Raw genomic sequence first — 18,913 nt, 5'->3', positions numbered from 1 at the left:
ATTGACTCCTTAGAAGCCCATGCTCAGATGTTCGGCGATTGGGCCCAATGCGAGGGTCGGCAAGAACGTCAGGCCGCCCACCAGCAAAATGGTCACGGTCAGCAGCGTCACAAACAGCGGGCCGTGGGTCGGGAAGCTGTTCTGGCCGATCGGTGCGGTTTTCTTCATCGCCAGGCTGCCGGCCAGGGCCAGTACCGGCAGGATGTAACCGAAGCGACCGATCAACATGCCCAGACCGAGCATCAGGTTGTGGAACGGTGTGTTGGCGCTCAAGCCACCAAACGCCGAACCATTGTTCGCGCTGGCCGAGGTATAGGCGTACAGCAACTGGCTGAAACCGTGCGGGCCGGGGTTGCTGATGGTCGCAGCGGGGCCAGGCAGAGCAGCGGCGATCGCGCCGAGTACCAGCACGCCCACCGGCATGACCAGCAAGGTCACCACCAGCAATTGCACTTCCCGCGCCTGCAGTTTCTTACCGAGGTATTCCGGGGTGCGGCCAATCATCAGGCCAGCGAGGAACACCGCGATCAGCACGTTGAGCAACATGCCGTAGAGCCCGGCACCGACGCCGCCGAAGATCACTTCGCCGACCATCATGTTGACCAGCGCGACCATGCCGCTGAGCGGGTTGAGGCTGTCGTGCATGCCGTTCACCGAACCGTTCGACGCCGCAGTCGTAGTCACCGACCACAGCACGGTGGCGGTGGTACCGAAGCGTGCTTCCTTGCCTTCCAGCGGCGCGGTCTGTTCGACCGCGACATTGTTCAGCGCCGGGTTAGGCTGATATTCGGCCCACAGCGACGTCGCGCCGCCGATCAGGAACAGTGCGAGCATGCAGGCGATGATCGCGCGGCTCTGACGCTGGTCTTTCACGTAATGACCGAAGGTGAACACCAACGCCACCGGGATCAGGATGATTGAAGCGACTTCGAACAGGTTGCTCCACGCGGTCGGGTTCTCGAACGGATGCGCCGAGTTGACACCGAAGAAGCCACCGCCGTTGGTGCCCAGTTGCTTGATCGCAATCTGGCTGGCCGCCGGGCCGAGCGGGATCACTTGATCGACGCCCTGCATCGTCACCGCGTTCACATATTGCGCGAAGGTCTGCGGTACGCCCTGCCATACCAAATACAGCGCCAGCAGCAGGCACAGCGGCAGCAGGCCGTAGAGCGTGGCGCGGGTCATGTCGACCCAGAAGTTGCCCAGAGTCTTGGCCGACTTGCGCCCGATGCCACGGCACAACGCAACCAGCACCGCCAGACCGGTGGCAGCGCTGACGAAGTTCTGCACGGTAAGGCCGACCATCTGACTCAGGTAGCTGAGGGTCACTTCACCGCTGTAGGACTGCCAGTTGGTGTTGGTCATGAAACTGACCGCGGTGTTGAACGCCTGGGTCCATTCCTGGCCTGGCAGGTTTTGCGGGTTCAGCGGCAAATGATCCTGAAACAACAGAATCGCGAACAGCAGCAGGAAACCCGCGAGGTTGAACGCCAGCAAAGCCAGCGTGTACTTCTGCCAGCTCTGTTCAGCTTGCGGATCCACCCCGGCAATCCGATAGCAACCGCGCTCGACCGGGCCGAGGATCGGTGTCAGCCAAGTGCGCTGACCTTCCATCACCTTGTAGTAAAAGCGCCCGAGGAACGGCGCCGGCAGCAAGACCACCGCAAAAAACGCGAGGATCAGCCAATAGTCATAACTGTGCATAGCCGCTCCTAGTTCCGATCCGCGCGCAACAGCGCAACCAACAGATAAATGAACAGCCCGGCTGCCAACAGCAGGGACACCCCGTCCAGAACGCTCATGGAAGATCTCCGTGTTACGGCGTATTGCCGCGTGTGGAGGCATTGTCGGAAAGGAGGCTGTAAAGGAACGAGACCGAGGGGTGCAGCGAGGCATAAAGAAAGCGTAAAGAGTGGGTTTATGCTGGCGTTACAGCGGGGTTTTGCAGCGTCAGGTCGGGCCTCATCGCGGGCAAGCCCGGCTCCCACAGTTTTTTGCGTGGTCCGCAGAGTTTGATTCCAACGCCAAACCTGTGGGAGCGGGCTTGCCCGCGAAGACGGCAGCACTAACGACGTCGCACCCAACTGGCGCACGAAAATGTGCCCATCCGGTAATGAACATCTTGGATAACGACAGCTTTCAGCCTATTGCGACCTGATTCACAGGACTGGCACGCCCACTGCAAACGCCCTCCCCCGAGCTTTCCAAACCGTTCCGGGAGCATGCGCATGAACACACAACTCAAACCCACGCTGGGCACCTTGCACCTGTGGGGCATCGCCGTCGGGCTGGTGATTTCCGGCGAGTACTTCGGCTGGAGTTACGGCTGGGGCGTCGCCGGCACGCTGGGTTTTCTGGTGACCTCGTTCATGGTCGCCACGATGTACACCTGCTTCATCTTCAGCTTCACCGAACTGACCACCGCGATTCCTCATGCGGGCGGGCCGTTCGCCTATAGCCGCCGAGCCTTCGGTGAAAAAGGCGGACTGATTGCCGGGCTGGCTACGCTGATCGAATTCGTCTTCGCCCCTCCGGCCATCGCCCTGGCGATTGGCGCTTATCTGAATGTGCAGTTTCCGGCGCTCGACCCGAAACACGCAGCGGTCGGTGCCTACATCGTGTTCATGACCCTGAACATCCTCGGGGTGAAACTGGCGGCAACGTTCGAACTGATCGTCTGCGTGCTGGCGGTGATTGAATTGCTGGTGTTCATGGGTGTGGTCGCACCGGCCTTCAGCTTCAGCAGCTTTGCCCTGAATGGCTGGGCCGGTTCCGATGTGTTCGGTGCGCCGGCGATTGCCGGGATGTTCGCTGCTATTCCGTTTGCGATCTGGTTTTTCCTCGCCATTGAAGGTGCGGCGATGGCTGCCGAAGAAGCCAAGGATCCCAAACGCACGATCCCCAAGGCCTACATCAGCGGGATCCTGACCCTGGTGTTGCTGGCGATGGGCGTGATGTTCTTCGCCGGCGGTGTCGGTGACTGGCGCACCCTGGCGAACATCAATGACCCGCTGCCACAGGCGATGAAAACCGTGGTCGGCGACAATTCCGGCTGGTTGCACATGCTGGTGTGGATCGGCCTGTTCGGTCTGGTGGCGAGTTTCCACGGGATCATCCTCGGCTACTCGCGGCAGTTCTTCGCCCTCGCCCGCGCCGGTTACCTGCCGGCGTCGCTGGCGAAACTCTCGCGTTTCCATACCCCGCACCGCGCAATCATCGCCGGCGGCATCATCGGCATCGCTGCGATCTACAGCGACGGACTGATCAACCTCGGTGGCATGACCCTCACCGCCGCGATGATCACCATGGCCGTGTTCGGCGCGATCGTGATGTACATCATGAGCATGCTCAGCCTGTTCAAACTGCGCAAATCCGAACCCAATCTCGAGCGGACTTTTCGCGCGCCGTGCTATCCGCTGATTCCGCTGATTGCCTTGGTGCTGGCGGTGGTTTGTCTGGTGGCGATGGCGTGGTTCAACGCGCTGATCGGCTTGATCTTCCTCGGCTTCATGGCGGTCGGTTTCGGCTACTTCATGCTTACCGGTCAGTTGCGCGCTGACGCTCCGGCCGATGCCATGCTAACGGGGCGATAACGCATCATGTAGGAACTGCCAAAGGCTGCGATCTTTTGATCTTGTTTTTGAAAAGGCAAAGTCAAAAGATCGCAGCCTTCGGCAGCTCCTACAGGGATTTCGGGTACACCGGACATAACCGACCTAGAATGGAACCACTGCGAAGTCATTTCGCTCATAAGTGGTATGCAGCGTCGCTGGCGAAGCCTTCGCCCGCCAAGCTGCCATTAAGGAGAGCCGTTATGCCCTGGTATGCCTGGTTGATTCTGGTCGTTGCAATCGGCTCGATCGTTGGCGGATTGATGATGTTGCGCGACACCGCCAACAAGGTTGAACTGACCGATGAGGAACGCAAGCGCGTTGCGCAGCGCAACGCCGAAGCGGACATCAAGGACGCGCAGGATCGCTGAACGAAAAACCCCGCCGGATCAGGCGGGGTTTGTTTTTTGTGGAGCGTATCCCTTAAGGATCATGTTGGACTCAGCCGCACGCTTTTAAGAAGTAGAAGTACAGTCACCATTTCATTTACCTTGGTTAAGATGGTGGTCTTGTTGCGGAGAGTTCCACATGCGTTACTCGCAAGATCATAAAGCTCAAACCCATCAGCGGATCATCAAGGAAGCCTCGGCGCGATTTCGCAAAGACGGCATCGGTGCTACCGGCCTGCAACCTTTGATGAAAGCACTGGGGCTGACCCACGGCGGCTTTTATTCGCACTTCAAATCCAAGGACGAACTGGTCGAAAAAGCCTTGCAGGAGGCGAGCGCTCAAGTCGATGGACTGTGCGCCGAGATCTTTGCTCAGGAACAGCCGCTGCAGGCATTTATCGACACTTATCTTTCCGAATGGCATCAGACCTCCCCGCACGAAGGCTGCCCGCTGCTGACCATTTCTTCAGAGCTGGGTCTGCGCGGCCAGCCAAGCCCGACCAGTGATGCGGTACTCAATGCCCGACTGAGTCAAATCGAAGGCACCCTTGAGGGCAATAACAGCGCCGACCGGGCCATCGTCATCATGTCGACACTGGTCGGCGCGCTCTTGCTGTCACGCAGTGTCGCTGACGCCGAGCTTGCCCAGCGTATCCTCGACGTCACGCGTGACCACCTCAAGCAATCGCAGGACTAATCCTGCCAACGCTTGAACAGCACACTGGCGTTTACCCCGCCGAAACCGAAACCGTTGGACAGCGCATACTCGATCGGCATCGACCGTGCCTGACCATGAACGATGTCTACACCCGCACTCGCCGGATCCGGATTTTCGAAGTTGAGCGTCGGCGGGACGACCTGATCGCGGATGGCCAACAAGGTGAAGATCGCTTCCAGTCCGCCGGCAGCGCCGAGCAAATGCCCGGTGGCGGATTTGGTCGAAGTCACGGCGATTTTATTCTCGGTGCCGAACAACGCCTTGATGGCGGCCAACTCGCCGAGATCGCCCACCGGGGTGGACGTCGCATGCGCATTGAGATGCTGCACCTGATCCGGCGCGACACCTGCCTGAGCCAGCGCCAACTGCATCGCCCGTCGCGCACCGCTGCCATCTTCCGGCCCGGCAGTCAGGTGATAGGCGTCGGCAGTGGTGCCATAACCGACCAGCTCAGCCAAAGGCTGCGCGCCACGTGCCAGTGCATGCTCCAGCGATTCGATCACCAGCAGACCGGCGCCCTCACCCATCACGAAACCATCGCGACCACTATCAAAGGGTCGTGAGGCACGTTCGGGGGTGTCGTTGTAACCGCTGGACAACGCGCGCGCCGCGGCAAAACCGGCCAGGCTGACCCGATCAATACAGGCTTCCGCTCCGCCACAAACCGCGATGTCCGCTTCACCGGCACGAATCATCCGCGCAGCATCGCCAATCGCCTGGACCCCGGCCGCACAAGCAGTCACCGGTGCGCCGAGCGGGCCTTTCAAAGCGTGCTGGATCGACACATGTCCGGCCGCCAGATTGACCAGAAACGATGGGATGGTGAACGGCGACAGACGACGCGGACCACGACTGTCCGTAGTGCGTACAGCGTCAGCTATTGCACCGAACCCGCCAACACCGGAGCCGATGATCGTCGCGGTACGCTCCTGCTCCTTGGCCTCGGACGGCTGCCATCCTGCCTGAAGCAGGGCCTGGCGTGCCGCTTCCATGGCGAACAGGATGAAGCGATCCATCTTCTTCTGTTCCTTGGGTGGCGTGGCAAGGTCCGGATCGAAACCGGCCTCGACGTCTTCCGCCGCCATGGGCACCATCCCGGCGACCCGGGTCGGCAAGTCTGCGCTCACCGCGTCCGGCAAATTGCGCAAGCCCGAGCGCCCGGCGAGCAAGCGCTGCCAGACCCTCTCGACGTTACTGCCCAAAGGCGAAACCAGGCCCATACCGGTGACAACAATTCGACCTTCATTCATACCACAGTTACCTCTGATCAATGCTTGTAGCGTTGGGCCGCAGAGCTGCGCGACAGATTCGGTGCCATGACATGCCGCGCGCGCACGAAGGCCTGCCATTCACCCTCATCCGGCAGCGACGGGATGGTAATCAACTCGCCCTGATCCAGACCGGCCAGCGCCGCATCGACCATCTCGCCAGCTTCCATCACCATCTCCGCCGGAATACCGCTGGCGTCGATGCCCGAGCGTTCCCAGATTTCAGTGCGGGTAACCCCGGGCAGCACCGCTTGCACCTTCACGCCAGTGCCTTCGAGCTCGGCGTTGAGCGATTGAGTCAGGCTCAACACGTAAGCTTTACTCGCGCTGTAGGTGGCATTGAAGCGCTCCGGAAACAGCGCCACCACCGAGGCGATGTTGATGATCGTGCCACGTCCGGCCTTGGCGAAACTGGCGGCGGCTGCCGAGGCCAGCAACGTTACGGCAGTGACGTTCAACTGGATCAGACGCTCCAGTTGCTCGGCATCGGAGTTGGCCAGCAGGCCATCGGCCGCCACCCCGGCGTTGTTCACCAACAGCGTGATGCCTGAATCACTGCGCAGGCGTTGCTGGAGTTTGAGGACATCGTCCTTTTGCGTCAGGTCGGCTTTGAGCACTTCGACCTTTACACCGTGCGCTTCGCGCAACTCGCCCGCAGCGCTGTCAAGACGCTGTTGATCGCGTGCCACCAACAGCAAATCAAAACCACGCGCTGCCAGCCGCTGCGCGTAGATGGCACCGATACCGGACGATGCGCCAGTGACGACGGCCGTACCTTGAGACTGGACTGAACTCATGAGAGCGCTCCTGAAACATATTGGGAGATAGGCCTCCAACGCTCACTTGCCTGGAGGTGACGGAAATTATTATAGGCATAATCTCAAGACAATATGATACCCATAATTTTCAGCTCGCCGACGGACGCGACGGCGCTCCCTCTGTCGCATCTCTGCCACCAGAAAGCAGAAAGGCCGGTCAATGACCGGCCCCTTGGCGTTGAATAATCAGCTTAGTTCACTTCCAGCTTGTCGCGGTTGCGAACGAGGATCGCCTTGCCGATGCCCTTCACTTCCAGCAACTCATCCACCGAGGTGAATGGCCCATTAGCATCACGATACGCAACAATCGCTTTGGCCTTTGTCTCGCCAACTCCGGCCAATTGTTTTTGCAGAGTGGCTGCGTCGGCACCGTTGAGATCGACCTTTTCACTCGACGGCAATGTCACGTTATCGCTCACCATCGTTGCATTATCCGTGTTCGGGACGACGGCAGGTGCCGCGACTACAGCGATTGAAGCACTGGTGAGCAAAGCAAAAACCAGGGAGTAGAAAAAACCGTTACGCATAAATGACGCTCCATCATCGATTGAGAAAGCAGCTTTTCCGAAGCTGCTCTCCAAACTTAGGCGATGGTTGGCGGGTGTCAAAAATGCGTCTATTACAGGATGTGAAACAATCAGGGTTCAAGACGGCGTTGTTGATAGATCCAGTCGACGATTTCGCCGTCCGGGGTGTAGCCGCTGACAGTTTCGCGCAGCAACTGGCGCACTCGTGAGTAATCATCCTTTTCGACTGCGACGAGTAACTCGTGCAGGCGCACCTTGAGTACATCCCAGGGAAGGTGATCCTCGTTGGCGGTCATGATCATCGGATGGGGTGTGGCTGCTACGTTGTCGCCGATCAACAGCTCCTCGTAGAGCTTTTCACCTGGCCGCAAGCCAGTGAATTCGATGGAAATATCCCCCTGCGGGTTGCGCTCGGAGCGAATGCTCAAGCCCGACAGGTGGATCATTTTTTCTGCCAACTCGACAATTTTGACCGGTTCCCCCATGTCCAGCACGAAGACATCACCGCCCTGCCCCATGGACCCGGCTTGAATGACCAGCTGCGCGGCTTCCGGAATCGTCATGAAGTAGCGGGTGATCTTGGGATGGGTGACCGTCAGCGGGCCGCCTGATTTGATCTGACTGTGGAACAGCGGGATCACCGAACCCGACGATCCCAGCACATTGCCGAAACGGACCATGGTGAAGCGGGTTTTGTTGACTCGGGAAACGTTTGATTTGTCACCAAACAATACCGGCGCTATCTCACGGCTCAAGGCCTGCAACGTCAACTCGGCCAAACGTTTGGTGCTGCCCATGACATTTGTAGGCCGCACTGCTTTGTCGGTGGAGATCAGGACGAAATTCGAAACGCCCGACTGTAAGGCGGCCTGAGCAGTATTGAGTGTACCCATTACATTGTTGAGTACACCTTCAGCTATGTTGTGCTCAACCATAGGTACATGCTTATAGGCTGCGGCATGATAAACGGTGTCGACTTTCCAGTACTTCATGACATCGAGGAGTTTAGCCGGGTCACGGATTGACCCGAGAATCGGCAGCAACCGCAAGGAAATCGATTCACAGGCAGCACGCTGCTCTAGCTCTGACAAAATGCTGTAGAGGTTGAATTCGCCGTGGTCGAACAAAATGAGAGTGATCGGGCCCAAGGCAAATATTTGCCGGCACAGCTCCGAACCTATCGACCCCCCTGCGCCCGTGACCATGACCGTCTTGCCTTTGATACAACGCTCGAGCAGATCAGGTTGGGCAGGCACGGAGTCGCGCCCCAACAAATCCGCGATATCCACTTCCTGAATATCTTCAACTTTGACCCTGCCACTGGCTAGATCAGTAAAGTTCGGGACGCTGCGAATATGGAGCGGAAAACCTTCAAGCAAGTTAAGGATTTCCCGACGTCTCGCCCGGGTCGAAGAGGGTAAGGCAAGTAGAATTTCCTTCGCGCCCGTCACATCGATCATTTGCTGAATATGCTTGGGCTTGTACACCTGCAAGCCTGAGATGGAGCGATCGGAAATACCCGGATCGTCATCGATGAACGCTACCGGACGCATTACCCGCCCCATGCGAAGCGCCGCTACCAGTTGGTTACCGGCAACCCCCGCGCCATATACAGCAACTTTGATCAGGCCATCGTCGCGGTTGGCAAAGGGCACATGCTGAACCGCATTGAACCAGTCACCCATGAAGTACTGGCGCATCAGTAGACGCAGTCCACCGATGATCACCATGCTCAACCACCAGTAGTTGAAGATGATGGAGCGCGGAACCACAGTTTCGTGATTGCTGTACCAGTAAACAATCAGCGCGAGAATCAACGATGAAAGACTGACCGCCTTGATGATCGCAACCAATGCGTCGTTGCCGAAGTAACGCATGACCGCCCGGTACATGCCGAAACGGATAAACAGGGGGATAGCCACAAGCGGGGCTGACGCGAACAACCATAAATGGACGCGCAACGGGTTATACATATCGTCGATGCCAAGCCGAACGATAAAAGCCAACCAAAGCGCCAGCCACACCAACACAATATCGGTGGCAACCTGAATCAACCTTTTGCGGCGCCGAGGCAATCCCAGCAGATACGCTCGAATTTTATCCATCATCCCGTCACTTCCTCAGCACGATCCTTTCAACTGAATTTTTGCGCCGAATCCTGTGATACAGACGACTTTTACAGCAGCGCTAAACAGTAACACTGTTTTTCAATTATTTGATGTTCGACCTTCCAGTCGTCCCGCCTCGTACCTGACCGCCAGCCATACCAGAGGCAGGTAAGCCAGGATCAGGGCGAAGGCTCCATCCCATTTGTAGAGCACTACTCCAATCGCAATAGGCATTAGCCAGAGCAAGTTGATCAGGCAGACGGCAAGCGCGACAGGCATATGACCGCCATGCGACCGGGAAGCAAACTGATAGGCATGGCTCCGGTGCGCCTCGTAAACCTTGTCGCCGCGAAGCAGACGCCTTAACAGCGTGAAGGTGGCATCGACAATAAACACCCCTAGCAGAATGAGCCAACCCCACAGTAAATCAGGCGCGATCCAAGCCGCCTGTAGAGACAAAAGTCCCAACACGACACCCAGAAAACCACTGCCTGCATCCCCCATGAAAATCTTCGCCGGCGGAAAATTCCAACACAAAAAACCCGCTACGCAAGCAGCAAGAAGGACTGCGGGCCATGCAAGATCAGCGTTACCGCTGAACCAATAGATAAGCACGCCGCCGAAACACACGGTGATCGCCTCAAGACTGGCAATACCGTCGATACCGTCCATGAAATTATAGAGATTCAGCATCCACACCAGATAAACCACAGCCAGAAAATGCCCGATCCAGCCTGGATCAATCGAGAATCCAAACAAGGCAAAGGGCGCGAGCCCCCCCAGCCAGTAAACTCCCCAACCCGCACTCAGGAAATGCGCCAGCAATCTCCATCGCGCGGCAATATGGCCATGGTCATCCAGAAACCCGATCACAGCAGTGACCGAACCCGCCCCTAGAAAAGCAATAAAGGTATCAGATGACATCAATCCACAGCCATATAGCATACAGAGCGCTACAACATAGCTCAGCACTATTGCCACTCCTCCGCCGCGCGGAGTCGGGACTGAATGAGAGCTGCGGTCATTCGGCACATCCATGAGGCTTCGCGCCAGCGCATAACGCCTTAAGCCTGCGGTCAGGGCGAACGAAACTCCCACCAACAATGGAACAATCCAGTAGAAGTTCATTACTTTTGAGATTCCAGATAGGCTTGCACGGTCGCGTTCAGTCCTTGATCGAGGCTCATTGGAGGCACCCACCCCAAGAGTCGTAAGTTTTTGCTTATATCAACCTGAAGAGAACCGAAAAGTCGCTGGGCAATGGCCTCCCTGCCCAGGAGCTTTGCCCCCAGACACATAAAAGCCACCGGAAATGGCAACAGCCTCGCGGGCTTATTCAATGCTCGACCGATTTTCATCAACAGCTCTGTTGTGGATACATCCTCACCATCGCTGGCAAGAAAAGTCTGATTGGCCGCTGCTGGATGAGAGAAGCACGTCAGTATCAGATCGATCAGGTTATCCAGGCTCACCAGACTACGCTTGTTGACGATCGCACCAAATGGCAACGGAACTCCCCGGTCCAGCCAGCGGATCATACTTAAAAAGTTCGCTTTCACGCCCGGCCCGTAAACCAGTACGGGCCTGATAATAACAAGTTCCATTGACGTCGAAGATACCAACTGGCGAAGAGCTTCTTCAGCTTCACACTTGGAAATGCCATAGGGATCGACGGGGGAAAAGGGATCGTCTGCCGTAAAGGCTCTGCCAGGAACAGTAGACTCCCCGTTCACTTTGATTGAGCTGATGTAAATGAATCGACGGACCTTCGCTTTCACGGCCTGTCGAGCCAGGTTCAGAGTGCCCTCGACATTTACCAAGCGAAACTCGGTCAAGGGATCGCCCGACTGCTCGTCCATCACGTGAACCCGTGCTGCGGCGTGCACTACAACGTCGACGTCAACCAGAGCAGCCTGCCAATCAACGGTTGGAGTCAGGCCAGGAACATTGAACGCGCGCACTGACGCAGGCAGGCTTTTGCAGTCACGTCTTAATGCCGTGCGCAAGGAGTATTCTTTTTGACTTGCCAATGTCCTTAACAGGGCGCCGCCCAGAAAACCCGAACCACCTGTAACCAATACGGTGCTAGCGTTCATCTATCTCATTCTTAAATAGCAAAATCATCGTGATAGCAACCCTGGTCCCACACCTTCGACATATCGCGCAGTCTGCTGTGATCGCGAAGCATCGTCCTGGGCAGCAAGCCAATGCACTGAACACGCGAAACCGAATGGATTTGTTGTAGGGCAACGCCTGAGATCTGTCGTCTATGGCGGCCATGATACCTGTAAACCCGGACCATGCTTTTCAGCCATAAAAATGACGGATGCACATGCTACCTGATTGCCCCCTGTCCGCCGGTCAATATCCCTGCGCAGATGCGGCTAAGCACTACTAGGGCAAAGTAATTTTCGCTACAATGCCCGTTTTGACTTTGGTCATCCAATGTTATTCCGAGGCTGACTCGCGGTTAGTGCCCTCGCCACGGATTTTTCTGACCAACGAGTCATTTATTCGCAACGGAGTGCTAGGTGCATAGCCCCTCAACATCAGATTCTAGCGTGGACACTCACCCGGCAAACCAACTCGTGAAGTCAAATTGCTTCCACCGCTCATTGTCCAAGCGTGTCGCAATACTTATGTGCACGTACAACGGTCAACGTTTTCTGGCTGACCAACTGGCCTCCATCGCAACCCAGACTCACGAAAACTGGATAATTGCCGTATCCGACGACGGATCAACCGATCAGACCCTGGACATTCTCGCGGCGTTTTCCGAAGGATTGAAGACAGCAGACAGTGTCCGCGTGTTCCAGGGTCCCAAACGGGGGTTTGCCGCCAATTTCCTGACTCTCACCTGCAACGAGGCTGTTCAAGCGGATTTTTATGCATGGTCTGATCAGGACGATATCTGGCTGGACACCAAACTCGAGACAGCTCTGGACTGGCTGCAAACGATTCCCACGGATGTTCCGGCACTTTACTGCGGGAGGACCCGCGGCATGAACTCGCACGGAAAGCCCATGGAATGCTCACCACTTTTTTCACGTCCTCCGGCGTTTGCCAATGCATTGGTACAGAGCATCGCGGGAGGCAATACGATGGTGTTCAACCATGCAGCACGCGAATTGATGCGCATCGCAGGCGATCATCTGGAGATCGTCGCGCACGACTGGTGGGCCTATCTTCTGGTGACCGGCGCTGGCGGCAAGGTTGCCTACGACGCACAACCTTTCGTTCTGTATCGTCAGCATGAAGACAACCTGATCGGGGCCAACTCCGGATTGAAAGCCCGGTTTTCACGGTTTCGCCAGATGCTCAAAGGACGCTTTTCGAACTGGAATGAACAGAACATCCATTGCCTGACTTCGGCGCACGCACTGCTGACTAATGAAAACCGGAAAAAACTTGAATGCTTTCGCCTTGCGCGAAAAGGCAACTTGCCGCGCCGCCTTCTTGGACTGCTGCGTGCCGGTGTCTACCGCCAGACACTGCCAGGTAACATCGGACTTCTCCTCGCAGCCATCGTGAAGGGTATTTGACCGATGACAACCAATCGAAAGCTTCACCGTGATGGCAACGGTGTATTCGTCAAATCGGGTTTCAGTCATTGCGCTGCACCCATCGGCTACTTCCAGTCGCCACCTTCAAGCGAACTAAATAACGTCGCTCGTACAATCTATCAACTTACCGAACGGCCTCCATTGGAGCTTTTGCCTTGAACATGCATGATTCATTTCCAACGTCGCCTTTGCGAATGCTGATCAGCGCAATTAAAAATCGCCAACTGATCATGCAACTGACGAAACGAGAGATTTCATCTCGTTATCGCGGTTCAGTGGGGGGCGTAGCATGGTCATTTATCAACCCGCTGCTATTGCTCGCTATTTATACATTTGTCTTTTCAACCGTATTCAATGCGCGCTGGGGCGGCAGCGGTGCGGCCACCGGGTCCAAAGTCGACTTCGCGCTGATTCTGTTTACCGGCCTGATCATTCATGCGTTCTGCGCAGAATGCATCAACTCGGCACCCAAACTGATCACTGGCAACGTCAACTTTGTAAAAAAAGTCGTTTTTCCGATTGAAACCCTCGCTCCGACCTCGGTGTTGAACGCCCTGTTTCACCTGTGCGTCAGCCTGTCGGTGCTGCTGGCAGCACAACTGGTGTTCAATCACTCGATTCCGCTTACTGCGCTGTTTTTCCCGATTGTTCTGATACCGCTAATCCTGATGGTGATAGGCCTATCCTGGATCTTGTCCGCACTCGGCGCATACATACGCGATATTGGCCAGGTCACGGGCATGGCCGCCACGGCACTGCTGTTTCTGTCGCCGGTTTTCTACCCGATCAGCGCCTTGCCTGAAGAGTACCGCGGCTGGCTATATATCAACCCATTGACCGCTGTCATCGAAAATGGCCGCGCAACCCTGTTGTTCGGCCAGATCCCTGATATGCACACACTTGGCACGAGCTATATCGTCGGCATTGTTATCTGCTGCCTCGGCTTTGCATTCTTCCAAAAAACTCGCGCAGGCTTTGCTGATGTCCTCTAAAGATGTTGCCATTCGCGTCAATGACCTCTCCAAGCGTTTCAACATGTATGAGAAAGCGCACGATCGCTTGCTTCAGATGATCTTGCCATCAAAGAAACTTCACCATGAGTTCTGGGCTCTCAAGGACATCAACTTTGAAGTTGCACGCGGCGAGTCTGTCGGCATCATCGGCAAAAACGGTTCGGGCAAATCCACACTGCTGCAGATTATCTGCGGCACACTGACGCCGACCTCGGGCACGGTAAATGTCGATGGGCGCATTGCCGCGCTGCTTGAGCTGGGCTCAGGTTTCAATCCGGAATTCAGCGGGCGGGAAAACGTTTATCTCAACTGTGCGATTCACGGCCTGAGTCGCAGCAAGACTGACGAACTGATGGATGACATCCTGTCGTTTGCAGACATCGGGGAATTCGTCGACCAACCCGTAAAGACTTACTCCAGCGGTATGTTCGTGAGGCTGGCATTTTCTGTCCAGGCTAATCTGAAACCTGAAATCCTGATTGTCGACGAAGCCTTGGCGGTCGGCGATGCACTGTTTCAGAAACGCTGCTACGAACGAATCGAAAAGCTCACCAGCAATGGCACAACCCTGCTGTTCGTCTCCCACGATGAAGAATCGGTGCGGACCCTCACGCAGCGGGCGATCTTTCTTTCCAATGGGAAAATTGAAAGCATCGGGTCTTCGGCCGACGTCATCCTCGATTACCGCAGGAACCTGCACGAACAGGAAAGTCTTTACCTGCAACAGTTGACGAAAAACCTTTCCGACAAGGCTGCGCAACATCAGAAGGACGATAACAAGACTGCCAAGACCGAATCGAAAACTGCAGACCGGTTCTCCTTCGGTAATCAGGATGCCGAGGTTCTGGATGTGCGCGTGTTGAACGCCGAGGGCGAAGAAACCCAGGTTTTCTATGCCACACAGACGTCTGTCATTCGCGTGTCCTTCCGCTGCAACGTCGATCTTGACCACCTGAATGTGAGCCTACGTCTTCGCAACAAGGAAGGCGTCAAGATTTACTCCTGGGGCACGCTAAACCAGGACATGGCCATTGCCGCCAATCTGGCGACGGGCGAGACCTTCTGGACCAAGACATTCACTGCCGGCACCGAGTCCTCTGTTGATTTTCAGTTTGAATGCAGTCTGGGCGCCAACCTTTACGAAATTCAGGCTGCCATCTCCCAGGAAGGCAAACCTTACTACGCCGAACAACGCATTCTTCACTGGCGTGACGAGGCGGCATTTTTTACGGTGGCTACCAAGCCCCGCGAATACCATTTTGGCGGTGTCCTCGACCTCCGCATGAAAGCAATCGAACTCAAGGGCTGAGCCAATGACTATTTCCACCACAAACATTTGCTCGGCATCACTGACGGCAGGGGAACGCCAACAACTGGTCTCGCAGGTACTTTCAGCCTGTGGTAACGGCAAAGTGCTACATATCGGCCTGCCTGATACAGAGTTGCTGCGGGCCTTCCTGCTGGCGGGTGTGCAGGCGTACAACGTCTTCCCGGGTGCTGAAACCGAGTGCGGCAATGCACAGCTTCCAGGACGGTTCATTGCATGGGACGGTGCTGACCTGCTATTGGACGACGAGAGTTTTTCGACGGTATTGATCACTCATGCCGACGACGCTGCTCTCTCCCTCGAGCGTTTGGCTGTCGAAGCGCCAAGAGTCTCGAAACGCAACATCTTCCTGTTTCTGGACACCAGCTGCGAACCCGACACAAAAGAAGCCCGCAAAGCTTGGGAAATGCTGTTCTTCGAAAACGGCGTACGCAAACACCCTGCCTACTATCGCGTCAACGATTACCAGTCTCTGCAATATGAACAAGGCAAAATTGCCATACCGCTTGAGAAGCTTCCCAAGGAAGCCGCCACCGTTTATCCATTGGAAGCGCTGAAAGACGAGCGCGACCTGCACATGGACATGACGCGCGAGCCTGGCAGTCGCTCCGATGGCCATATCATTCGCTATCTCCTGGCCAGTCGCTATGTGCGCAACGGCGACCGCATCCTCGACGCGGCCTGCGGACTAGGTTACGGCGCCTATACTTTGTTCAACTGCTCGGACGCCAGTTCGATCCTCGGCGTTGATGGCAGCAACTATGCAGTCAAATACGCTGAAAAAAACTTCTCTGCGGTCAATTCGCAACTCACCTTCAAAGAAGGCTGGCTGCCGGAAGCGCTGAACGATATTCCGGATAACTCGATCGACCTCATTACCTCGTTTGAAACCTTGGAGCACGTACCGGATCCGGTTGGATTGCTGGCAGAGTTCTACCGGGTCCTAAGCCCGTCCGGGCGAATCGTACTTTCCGTTCCAAATGACTGGTCAGACGAAACCGGAGAAGATCCGAACGAATTCCACTTTCACGTCTACACGTGGGAGCGCATCGTTAAAGAACTGGAAAAAGACTTCATCGTCGAAGCGGCTTACGCCCAGACAGCGGATCAATACAAACCGAAAATCAACAATGCTTACGAGTGGGCAGTCGGCATTCGCGAGCTGTATGAAGTAGACCCCAAGACATTGATCGAAAAAGATCCGTCTTGTGAATGGTGCCTTCTGGTCGGCATGAAATCGCCGACACTTGGCGCAACCGTGCCTTACCGCGAAACCACCTACGATCTCTATCCTGAAAACCCGGGATGGAAGGTCACGCGTTTTGACGACTATGCCAACCCCTGGCTGGTGAAAGGCCTGGTCACGATCGGTCATCGCATCGAAGACACTCAGAAGCTGCTCGAGCTTGCCCGCGAAGTCGCCGCTCAAGCCCCGGAAACCTCACCTGACCTGGGAGCGGCACTGTGCATTCAGGCTTACCAACTGCTGCAGGCATCCACACTGACGGTGAGTCAGCTGGAAGTGTTTGCAAAAGATTCTGACGCTTACATGAATCAGGCGGATCATTCACCGCAGCAGTTGCGCTGGAAAGTATCGATATCGTTCGTTATGGCCCAACTCTGGCAGGCCGCAGGCGACACTGATCGCGCCATTGATCTTTATAAAACTTGTGTGGCCTATGACTGCACTCAATACAGCCCGACTCTGATTACCAAGCAAATCAGGTCCTACCTGAATCTGGGTTTGATCGAGTCCGGCAAAAGAAATAATCAACAAGCAGCGTTGTATTGGCGTACAGGTGTCACCAGTGCAGAAAAGGCCCTCGCCATCGATTGGTGCGCCTCATTGGGCTCGCTCGAAAAACCGACCGATTTTGGTATGTCCGAACTGGGCGCCATTGTCGAACTCGCTTCTTCGTGCGCTTATGCCTTGCGATACGTTTCCAACATTGAGAATCGCACCCCGCAATGGTGGCATCAGCATCTTCGTGACCGCGACTCTCAACTGTCGAGAATGCCAGGTATCGTGGCGGAAACCGCGCGACTGAATCGGGTGGTCATCGACAAAGATGCGACCATTCAGTCTGTGATCACGCAGACCGAGGTCGCCGTACAGGCCGCCATCACCAAGACTGAGGCAGCGTTTCACTCTGCGATCACACAGACGGAAGAAGCGTTCGTGTCCGCCATCTCGCAAACCGAGGCAGCGTTCCAATATCTCATCAACAAAACAGAGGCGGTTGCTGAGTCCGCCATCAATCAGAGTCAGAATCTGAACTCCACGCTGAATGAAATTAATGACGCCCTGCAAGAAGCACTGGCTGCCTCTGAAGCAAGACAGCAGGAGATCAGCGCCCTGAACCAGCACCTGGAACAAAAGAACGCCATCGTGCAACAGCTCAACGTTGAAGTCGCACATCGCGAGCAACGGCTACAAGCCATCGGCCGGAGCCGACTGTTTCGTTTGAGTCAGGCATTTGCAGCGCAACCCAACGATCTCAAGAAATACTTGCGCATCGCCTACATGCTCGCCTCCCTCGTGACCCCTGCCCCCGCACGTCGCTTGCTGAGTCCGACCGTCTCGGCCTTGAAGAAAAGCCTGAGAGGCCAGCCACCAGCTATTGTGTCGAACACTGATGCGCCCACCGACATCAGTGAAGATACTTACATCGTCAAGCAGCCAACCAGTGTGAATGCTGTCCGGCCGCGGGTGCTGCATGTCATCGCCAACTTCATGACCGGCGGCTCCTCACGCCTGGTGGTGGACATCTACGAATACCTGGGCGTCCGGTTCGAGCAAAGTATTCTGACCAGCCATGCGCCGATCCCCGCCGCGTATTCGGGCATCACCATCAAGGAAATCAAACTGTCTGCAGACGAGATGCCTTTTGTCGAGTACCTGCAAGCACTACAACCAAATGTCATTCACATGCACTACTGGGGCGACTGTGATGAACCCTGGTATGACCAGACCATGCGTGCCGCGCAACAATTAGGCATTCCCGTCATCCAGAACATCAACACACCGGTTGCGCCTTACTTGTCGCCCTCCATCAAGCGTTACGTATACGTCAGTGATTACGTTCGCAACGTTTTGGACAAGCAGAAGCACCGAATGCAACGGTTTATCCCGGCTCCGACTTCTCGATGTTCAAAGCCGATGCGCCCAATCAGACTGCTACCGACACGATCGGCATGGTTTACCGACTGGAAACGGACAAGCTTAATGCTGACTCCATTACTCCATTCATCAAAGCCGTACAGAAACGCCCGCAGACCCGCGTATTGATTGTCGGTGGCGGAAGTCTGATGGAGACCTTCAAGGAAGCGGTGAACTCGGCAGGCGTATCAGACAACTTTGAGTTCACCGGTTATGTCGCCTACTCGCAACTGCCGGACTTGTACCGCCGCATGAAGCTGTTTGTTGCGCCGGTCTGGAAAGAAAGCTTCGGCCAGGTGAGTCCTTTTGCGATGCGCATGCATGTTCCGGTTGTCGGGTATGACATCGGTGCAATTGGCGAGATTGTCGATGACAGCAGCCTGCTCGCCCCTTACGGCGATGCGGACAAGC

The 18,913-nt window shown here is 56.0% G+C and carries 16 protein-coding genes; 8 read left to right on the top strand and 8 right to left on the bottom strand.

Going from position 1 to position 18,913, the window contains the following annotated elements; all coding sequences use genetic code 11:
• Positions 1-9: 9 nt before the first annotated feature.
• Both kdpA and kdpF read right to left on the bottom strand, forming a co-directional pair.
• Positions 10-1,704 (bottom strand): potassium-transporting ATPase subunit KdpA, encoded by a 1,695-nt coding sequence (gene kdpA / locus AB1J88_RS01320; protein WP_430290013.1) that lies wholly within the window; start codon positions 1,702-1,704, stop codon positions 10-12.
• An 8-nt stretch (positions 1,705-1,712) separates the two neighbouring features.
• On the bottom strand, positions 1,713-1,802 hold the full coding sequence (gene kdpF / locus AB1J88_RS01315) for a K(+)-transporting ATPase subunit F (RefSeq protein WP_007963673.1): 90 nt from the start codon (positions 1,800-1,802) through the stop codon (positions 1,713-1,715).
• Positions 1,803-2,228: 426 nt separating this feature from the next.
• On the opposite strand from kdpF, the gene eat reads away from it, so the two are divergent.
• From eat to AB1J88_RS01300, 3 genes are all read left to right on the top strand, one after another.
• Positions 2,229-3,593: an ethanolamine permease gene (gene eat / locus AB1J88_RS01310; protein ID WP_430290012.1), complete on the top strand. Its 1,365-nt coding sequence runs from the start codon at positions 2,229-2,231 to the stop codon at positions 3,591-3,593.
• 221 nt (positions 3,594-3,814) lie between these two features.
• Positions 3,815-3,982 (top strand): DUF2897 family protein, encoded by a 168-nt coding sequence (locus tag AB1J88_RS01305; protein ID WP_003226857.1) that lies wholly within the window; start codon positions 3,815-3,817, stop codon positions 3,980-3,982.
• A 157-nt stretch (positions 3,983-4,139) separates the two neighbouring features.
• Entirely contained in the window at positions 4,140-4,697 is a 558-nt protein-coding gene (locus tag AB1J88_RS01300) for a TetR/AcrR family transcriptional regulator (protein ID WP_108183421.1), read from the top strand.
• Here AB1J88_RS01300 and fabF read toward each other — a convergent pair.
• From fabF to AB1J88_RS01270, 6 genes are all read right to left on the bottom strand, one after another.
• Positions 4,694-5,968 (bottom strand): beta-ketoacyl-ACP synthase II, encoded by a 1,275-nt coding sequence (gene fabF, locus AB1J88_RS01295; RefSeq protein WP_430290011.1) that lies wholly within the window; start codon positions 5,966-5,968, stop codon positions 4,694-4,696. The two genes, AB1J88_RS01300 and fabF, sit on opposite strands and share 4 nt — an antisense overlap.
• A gap of 17 nt (positions 5,969-5,985) precedes the next feature.
• On the bottom strand, positions 5,986-6,783 hold the full coding sequence (locus AB1J88_RS01290; protein ID WP_041069437.1) for an SDR family NAD(P)-dependent oxidoreductase: 798 nt from the start codon (positions 6,781-6,783) through the stop codon (positions 5,986-5,988).
• A 212-nt stretch (positions 6,784-6,995) separates the two neighbouring features.
• Positions 6,996-7,331 carry a ComEA family DNA-binding protein gene (locus AB1J88_RS01285; RefSeq protein WP_430290010.1) on the bottom strand — a complete coding sequence of 112 codons (336 nt, stop codon included), beginning with the start codon at positions 7,329-7,331 and terminating at the stop codon, positions 6,996-6,998.
• Positions 7,332-7,441: 110 nt separating this feature from the next.
• Complete coding sequence (locus AB1J88_RS01280) at positions 7,442-9,436, bottom strand: polysaccharide biosynthesis protein (RefSeq protein ID WP_430292650.1); 1,995 nt, start codon at positions 9,434-9,436, stop codon at positions 7,442-7,444.
• Between the two features lie 102 nt (positions 9,437-9,538).
• Positions 9,539-10,567, bottom strand: a complete 1,029-nt coding sequence (locus AB1J88_RS01275) for an MraY family glycosyltransferase (RefSeq protein WP_430290009.1) — start codon at positions 10,565-10,567, stop codon at positions 9,539-9,541.
• Positions 10,567-11,535: an NAD-dependent epimerase/dehydratase family protein gene (locus AB1J88_RS01270; RefSeq protein ID WP_430290008.1), complete on the bottom strand. Its 969-nt coding sequence runs from the start codon at positions 11,533-11,535 to the stop codon at positions 10,567-10,569. The genes AB1J88_RS01275 and AB1J88_RS01270 overlap by 1 nt, the downstream gene beginning before the upstream one ends.
• A 543-nt stretch (positions 11,536-12,078) precedes the next feature.
• Here AB1J88_RS01270 and AB1J88_RS01265 point away from each other — a divergent pair.
• From AB1J88_RS01265 to AB1J88_RS01245, 5 genes are all read left to right on the top strand, one after another.
• Complete coding sequence (locus AB1J88_RS01265) at positions 12,079-12,981, top strand: glycosyltransferase family 2 protein (protein WP_222018736.1); 903 nt, start codon at positions 12,079-12,081, stop codon at positions 12,979-12,981.
• Between the two features lie 176 nt (positions 12,982-13,157).
• Positions 13,158-13,994, top strand: coding sequence for an ABC transporter permease (locus AB1J88_RS01260; RefSeq protein ID WP_430290007.1), 837 nt, complete (start codon positions 13,158-13,160; stop codon positions 13,992-13,994).
• Positions 13,984-15,324 carry an ABC transporter ATP-binding protein gene (locus AB1J88_RS01255; RefSeq protein ID WP_430290006.1) on the top strand — a complete coding sequence of 447 codons (1,341 nt, stop codon included), beginning with the start codon at positions 13,984-13,986 and terminating at the stop codon, positions 15,322-15,324. Before AB1J88_RS01260 ends, AB1J88_RS01255 begins: the two co-directional genes overlap by 11 nt.
• A 4-nt stretch (positions 15,325-15,328) precedes the next feature.
• Positions 15,329-18,631 (top strand): methyltransferase domain-containing protein, encoded by a 3,303-nt coding sequence (locus AB1J88_RS01250; RefSeq protein WP_430290005.1) that lies wholly within the window; start codon positions 15,329-15,331, stop codon positions 18,629-18,631.
• A partial coding sequence (locus AB1J88_RS01245) for a glycosyltransferase (RefSeq protein WP_430290004.1) occupies positions 18,538-18,913 on the top strand: 376 nt, incomplete at its 3' end. The genes AB1J88_RS01250 and AB1J88_RS01245, both read left to right, overlap by 94 nt.

The organism is Pseudomonas sp. S8, assembly GCF_050473925.1.
In the GTDB taxonomy this organism is placed as follows: domain Bacteria; phylum Pseudomonadota; class Gammaproteobacteria; order Pseudomonadales; family Pseudomonadaceae; genus Aquipseudomonas; species Aquipseudomonas parakoreensis.
This window is presented reverse-complemented; position numbering and strand designations above follow the sequence as displayed.

Coding starts and splice junctions, on each gene's coding strand:
- kdpA (WP_430290013.1), bottom strand. CDS start 1,704: ATGCACAGTTATGACTATTGGCTGATCCTCGCGTTTTTTGCGGTGGTC.
- kdpF (WP_007963673.1), bottom strand. CDS start 1,802: ATGAGCGTTCTGGACGGGGTGTCCCTGCTGTTGGCAGCCGGGCTGTTC.
- eat (WP_430290012.1), top strand. CDS start 2,229: ATGAACACACAACTCAAACCCACGCTGGGCACCTTGCACCTGTGGGGC.
- AB1J88_RS01305 (WP_003226857.1), top strand. CDS start 3,815: ATGCCCTGGTATGCCTGGTTGATTCTGGTCGTTGCAATCGGCTCGATC.
- AB1J88_RS01300 (WP_108183421.1), top strand. CDS start 4,140: ATGCGTTACTCGCAAGATCATAAAGCTCAAACCCATCAGCGGATCATC.
- fabF (WP_430290011.1), bottom strand. CDS start 5,968: ATGAATGAAGGTCGAATTGTTGTCACCGGTATGGGCCTGGTTTCGCCT.
- AB1J88_RS01290 (WP_041069437.1), bottom strand. CDS start 6,783: ATGAGTTCAGTCCAGTCTCAAGGTACGGCCGTCGTCACTGGCGCATCG.
- AB1J88_RS01285 (WP_430290010.1), bottom strand. CDS start 7,331: ATGCGTAACGGTTTTTTCTACTCCCTGGTTTTTGCTTTGCTCACCAGT.
- AB1J88_RS01280 (WP_430292650.1), bottom strand. CDS start 9,436: ATGGATAAAATTCGAGCGTATCTGCTGGGATTGCCTCGGCGCCGCAAA.
- AB1J88_RS01275 (WP_430290009.1), bottom strand. CDS start 10,567: ATGAACTTCTACTGGATTGTTCCATTGTTGGTGGGAGTTTCGTTCGCC.
- AB1J88_RS01270 (WP_430290008.1), bottom strand. CDS start 11,535: ATGAACGCTAGCACCGTATTGGTTACAGGTGGTTCGGGTTTTCTGGGC.
- AB1J88_RS01265 (WP_222018736.1), top strand. CDS start 12,079: ATGTGCACGTACAACGGTCAACGTTTTCTGGCTGACCAACTGGCCTCC.
- AB1J88_RS01255 (WP_430290006.1), top strand. CDS start 13,984: ATGTCCTCTAAAGATGTTGCCATTCGCGTCAATGACCTCTCCAAGCGT.
- AB1J88_RS01250 (WP_430290005.1), top strand. CDS start 15,329: ATGACTATTTCCACCACAAACATTTGCTCGGCATCACTGACGGCAGGG.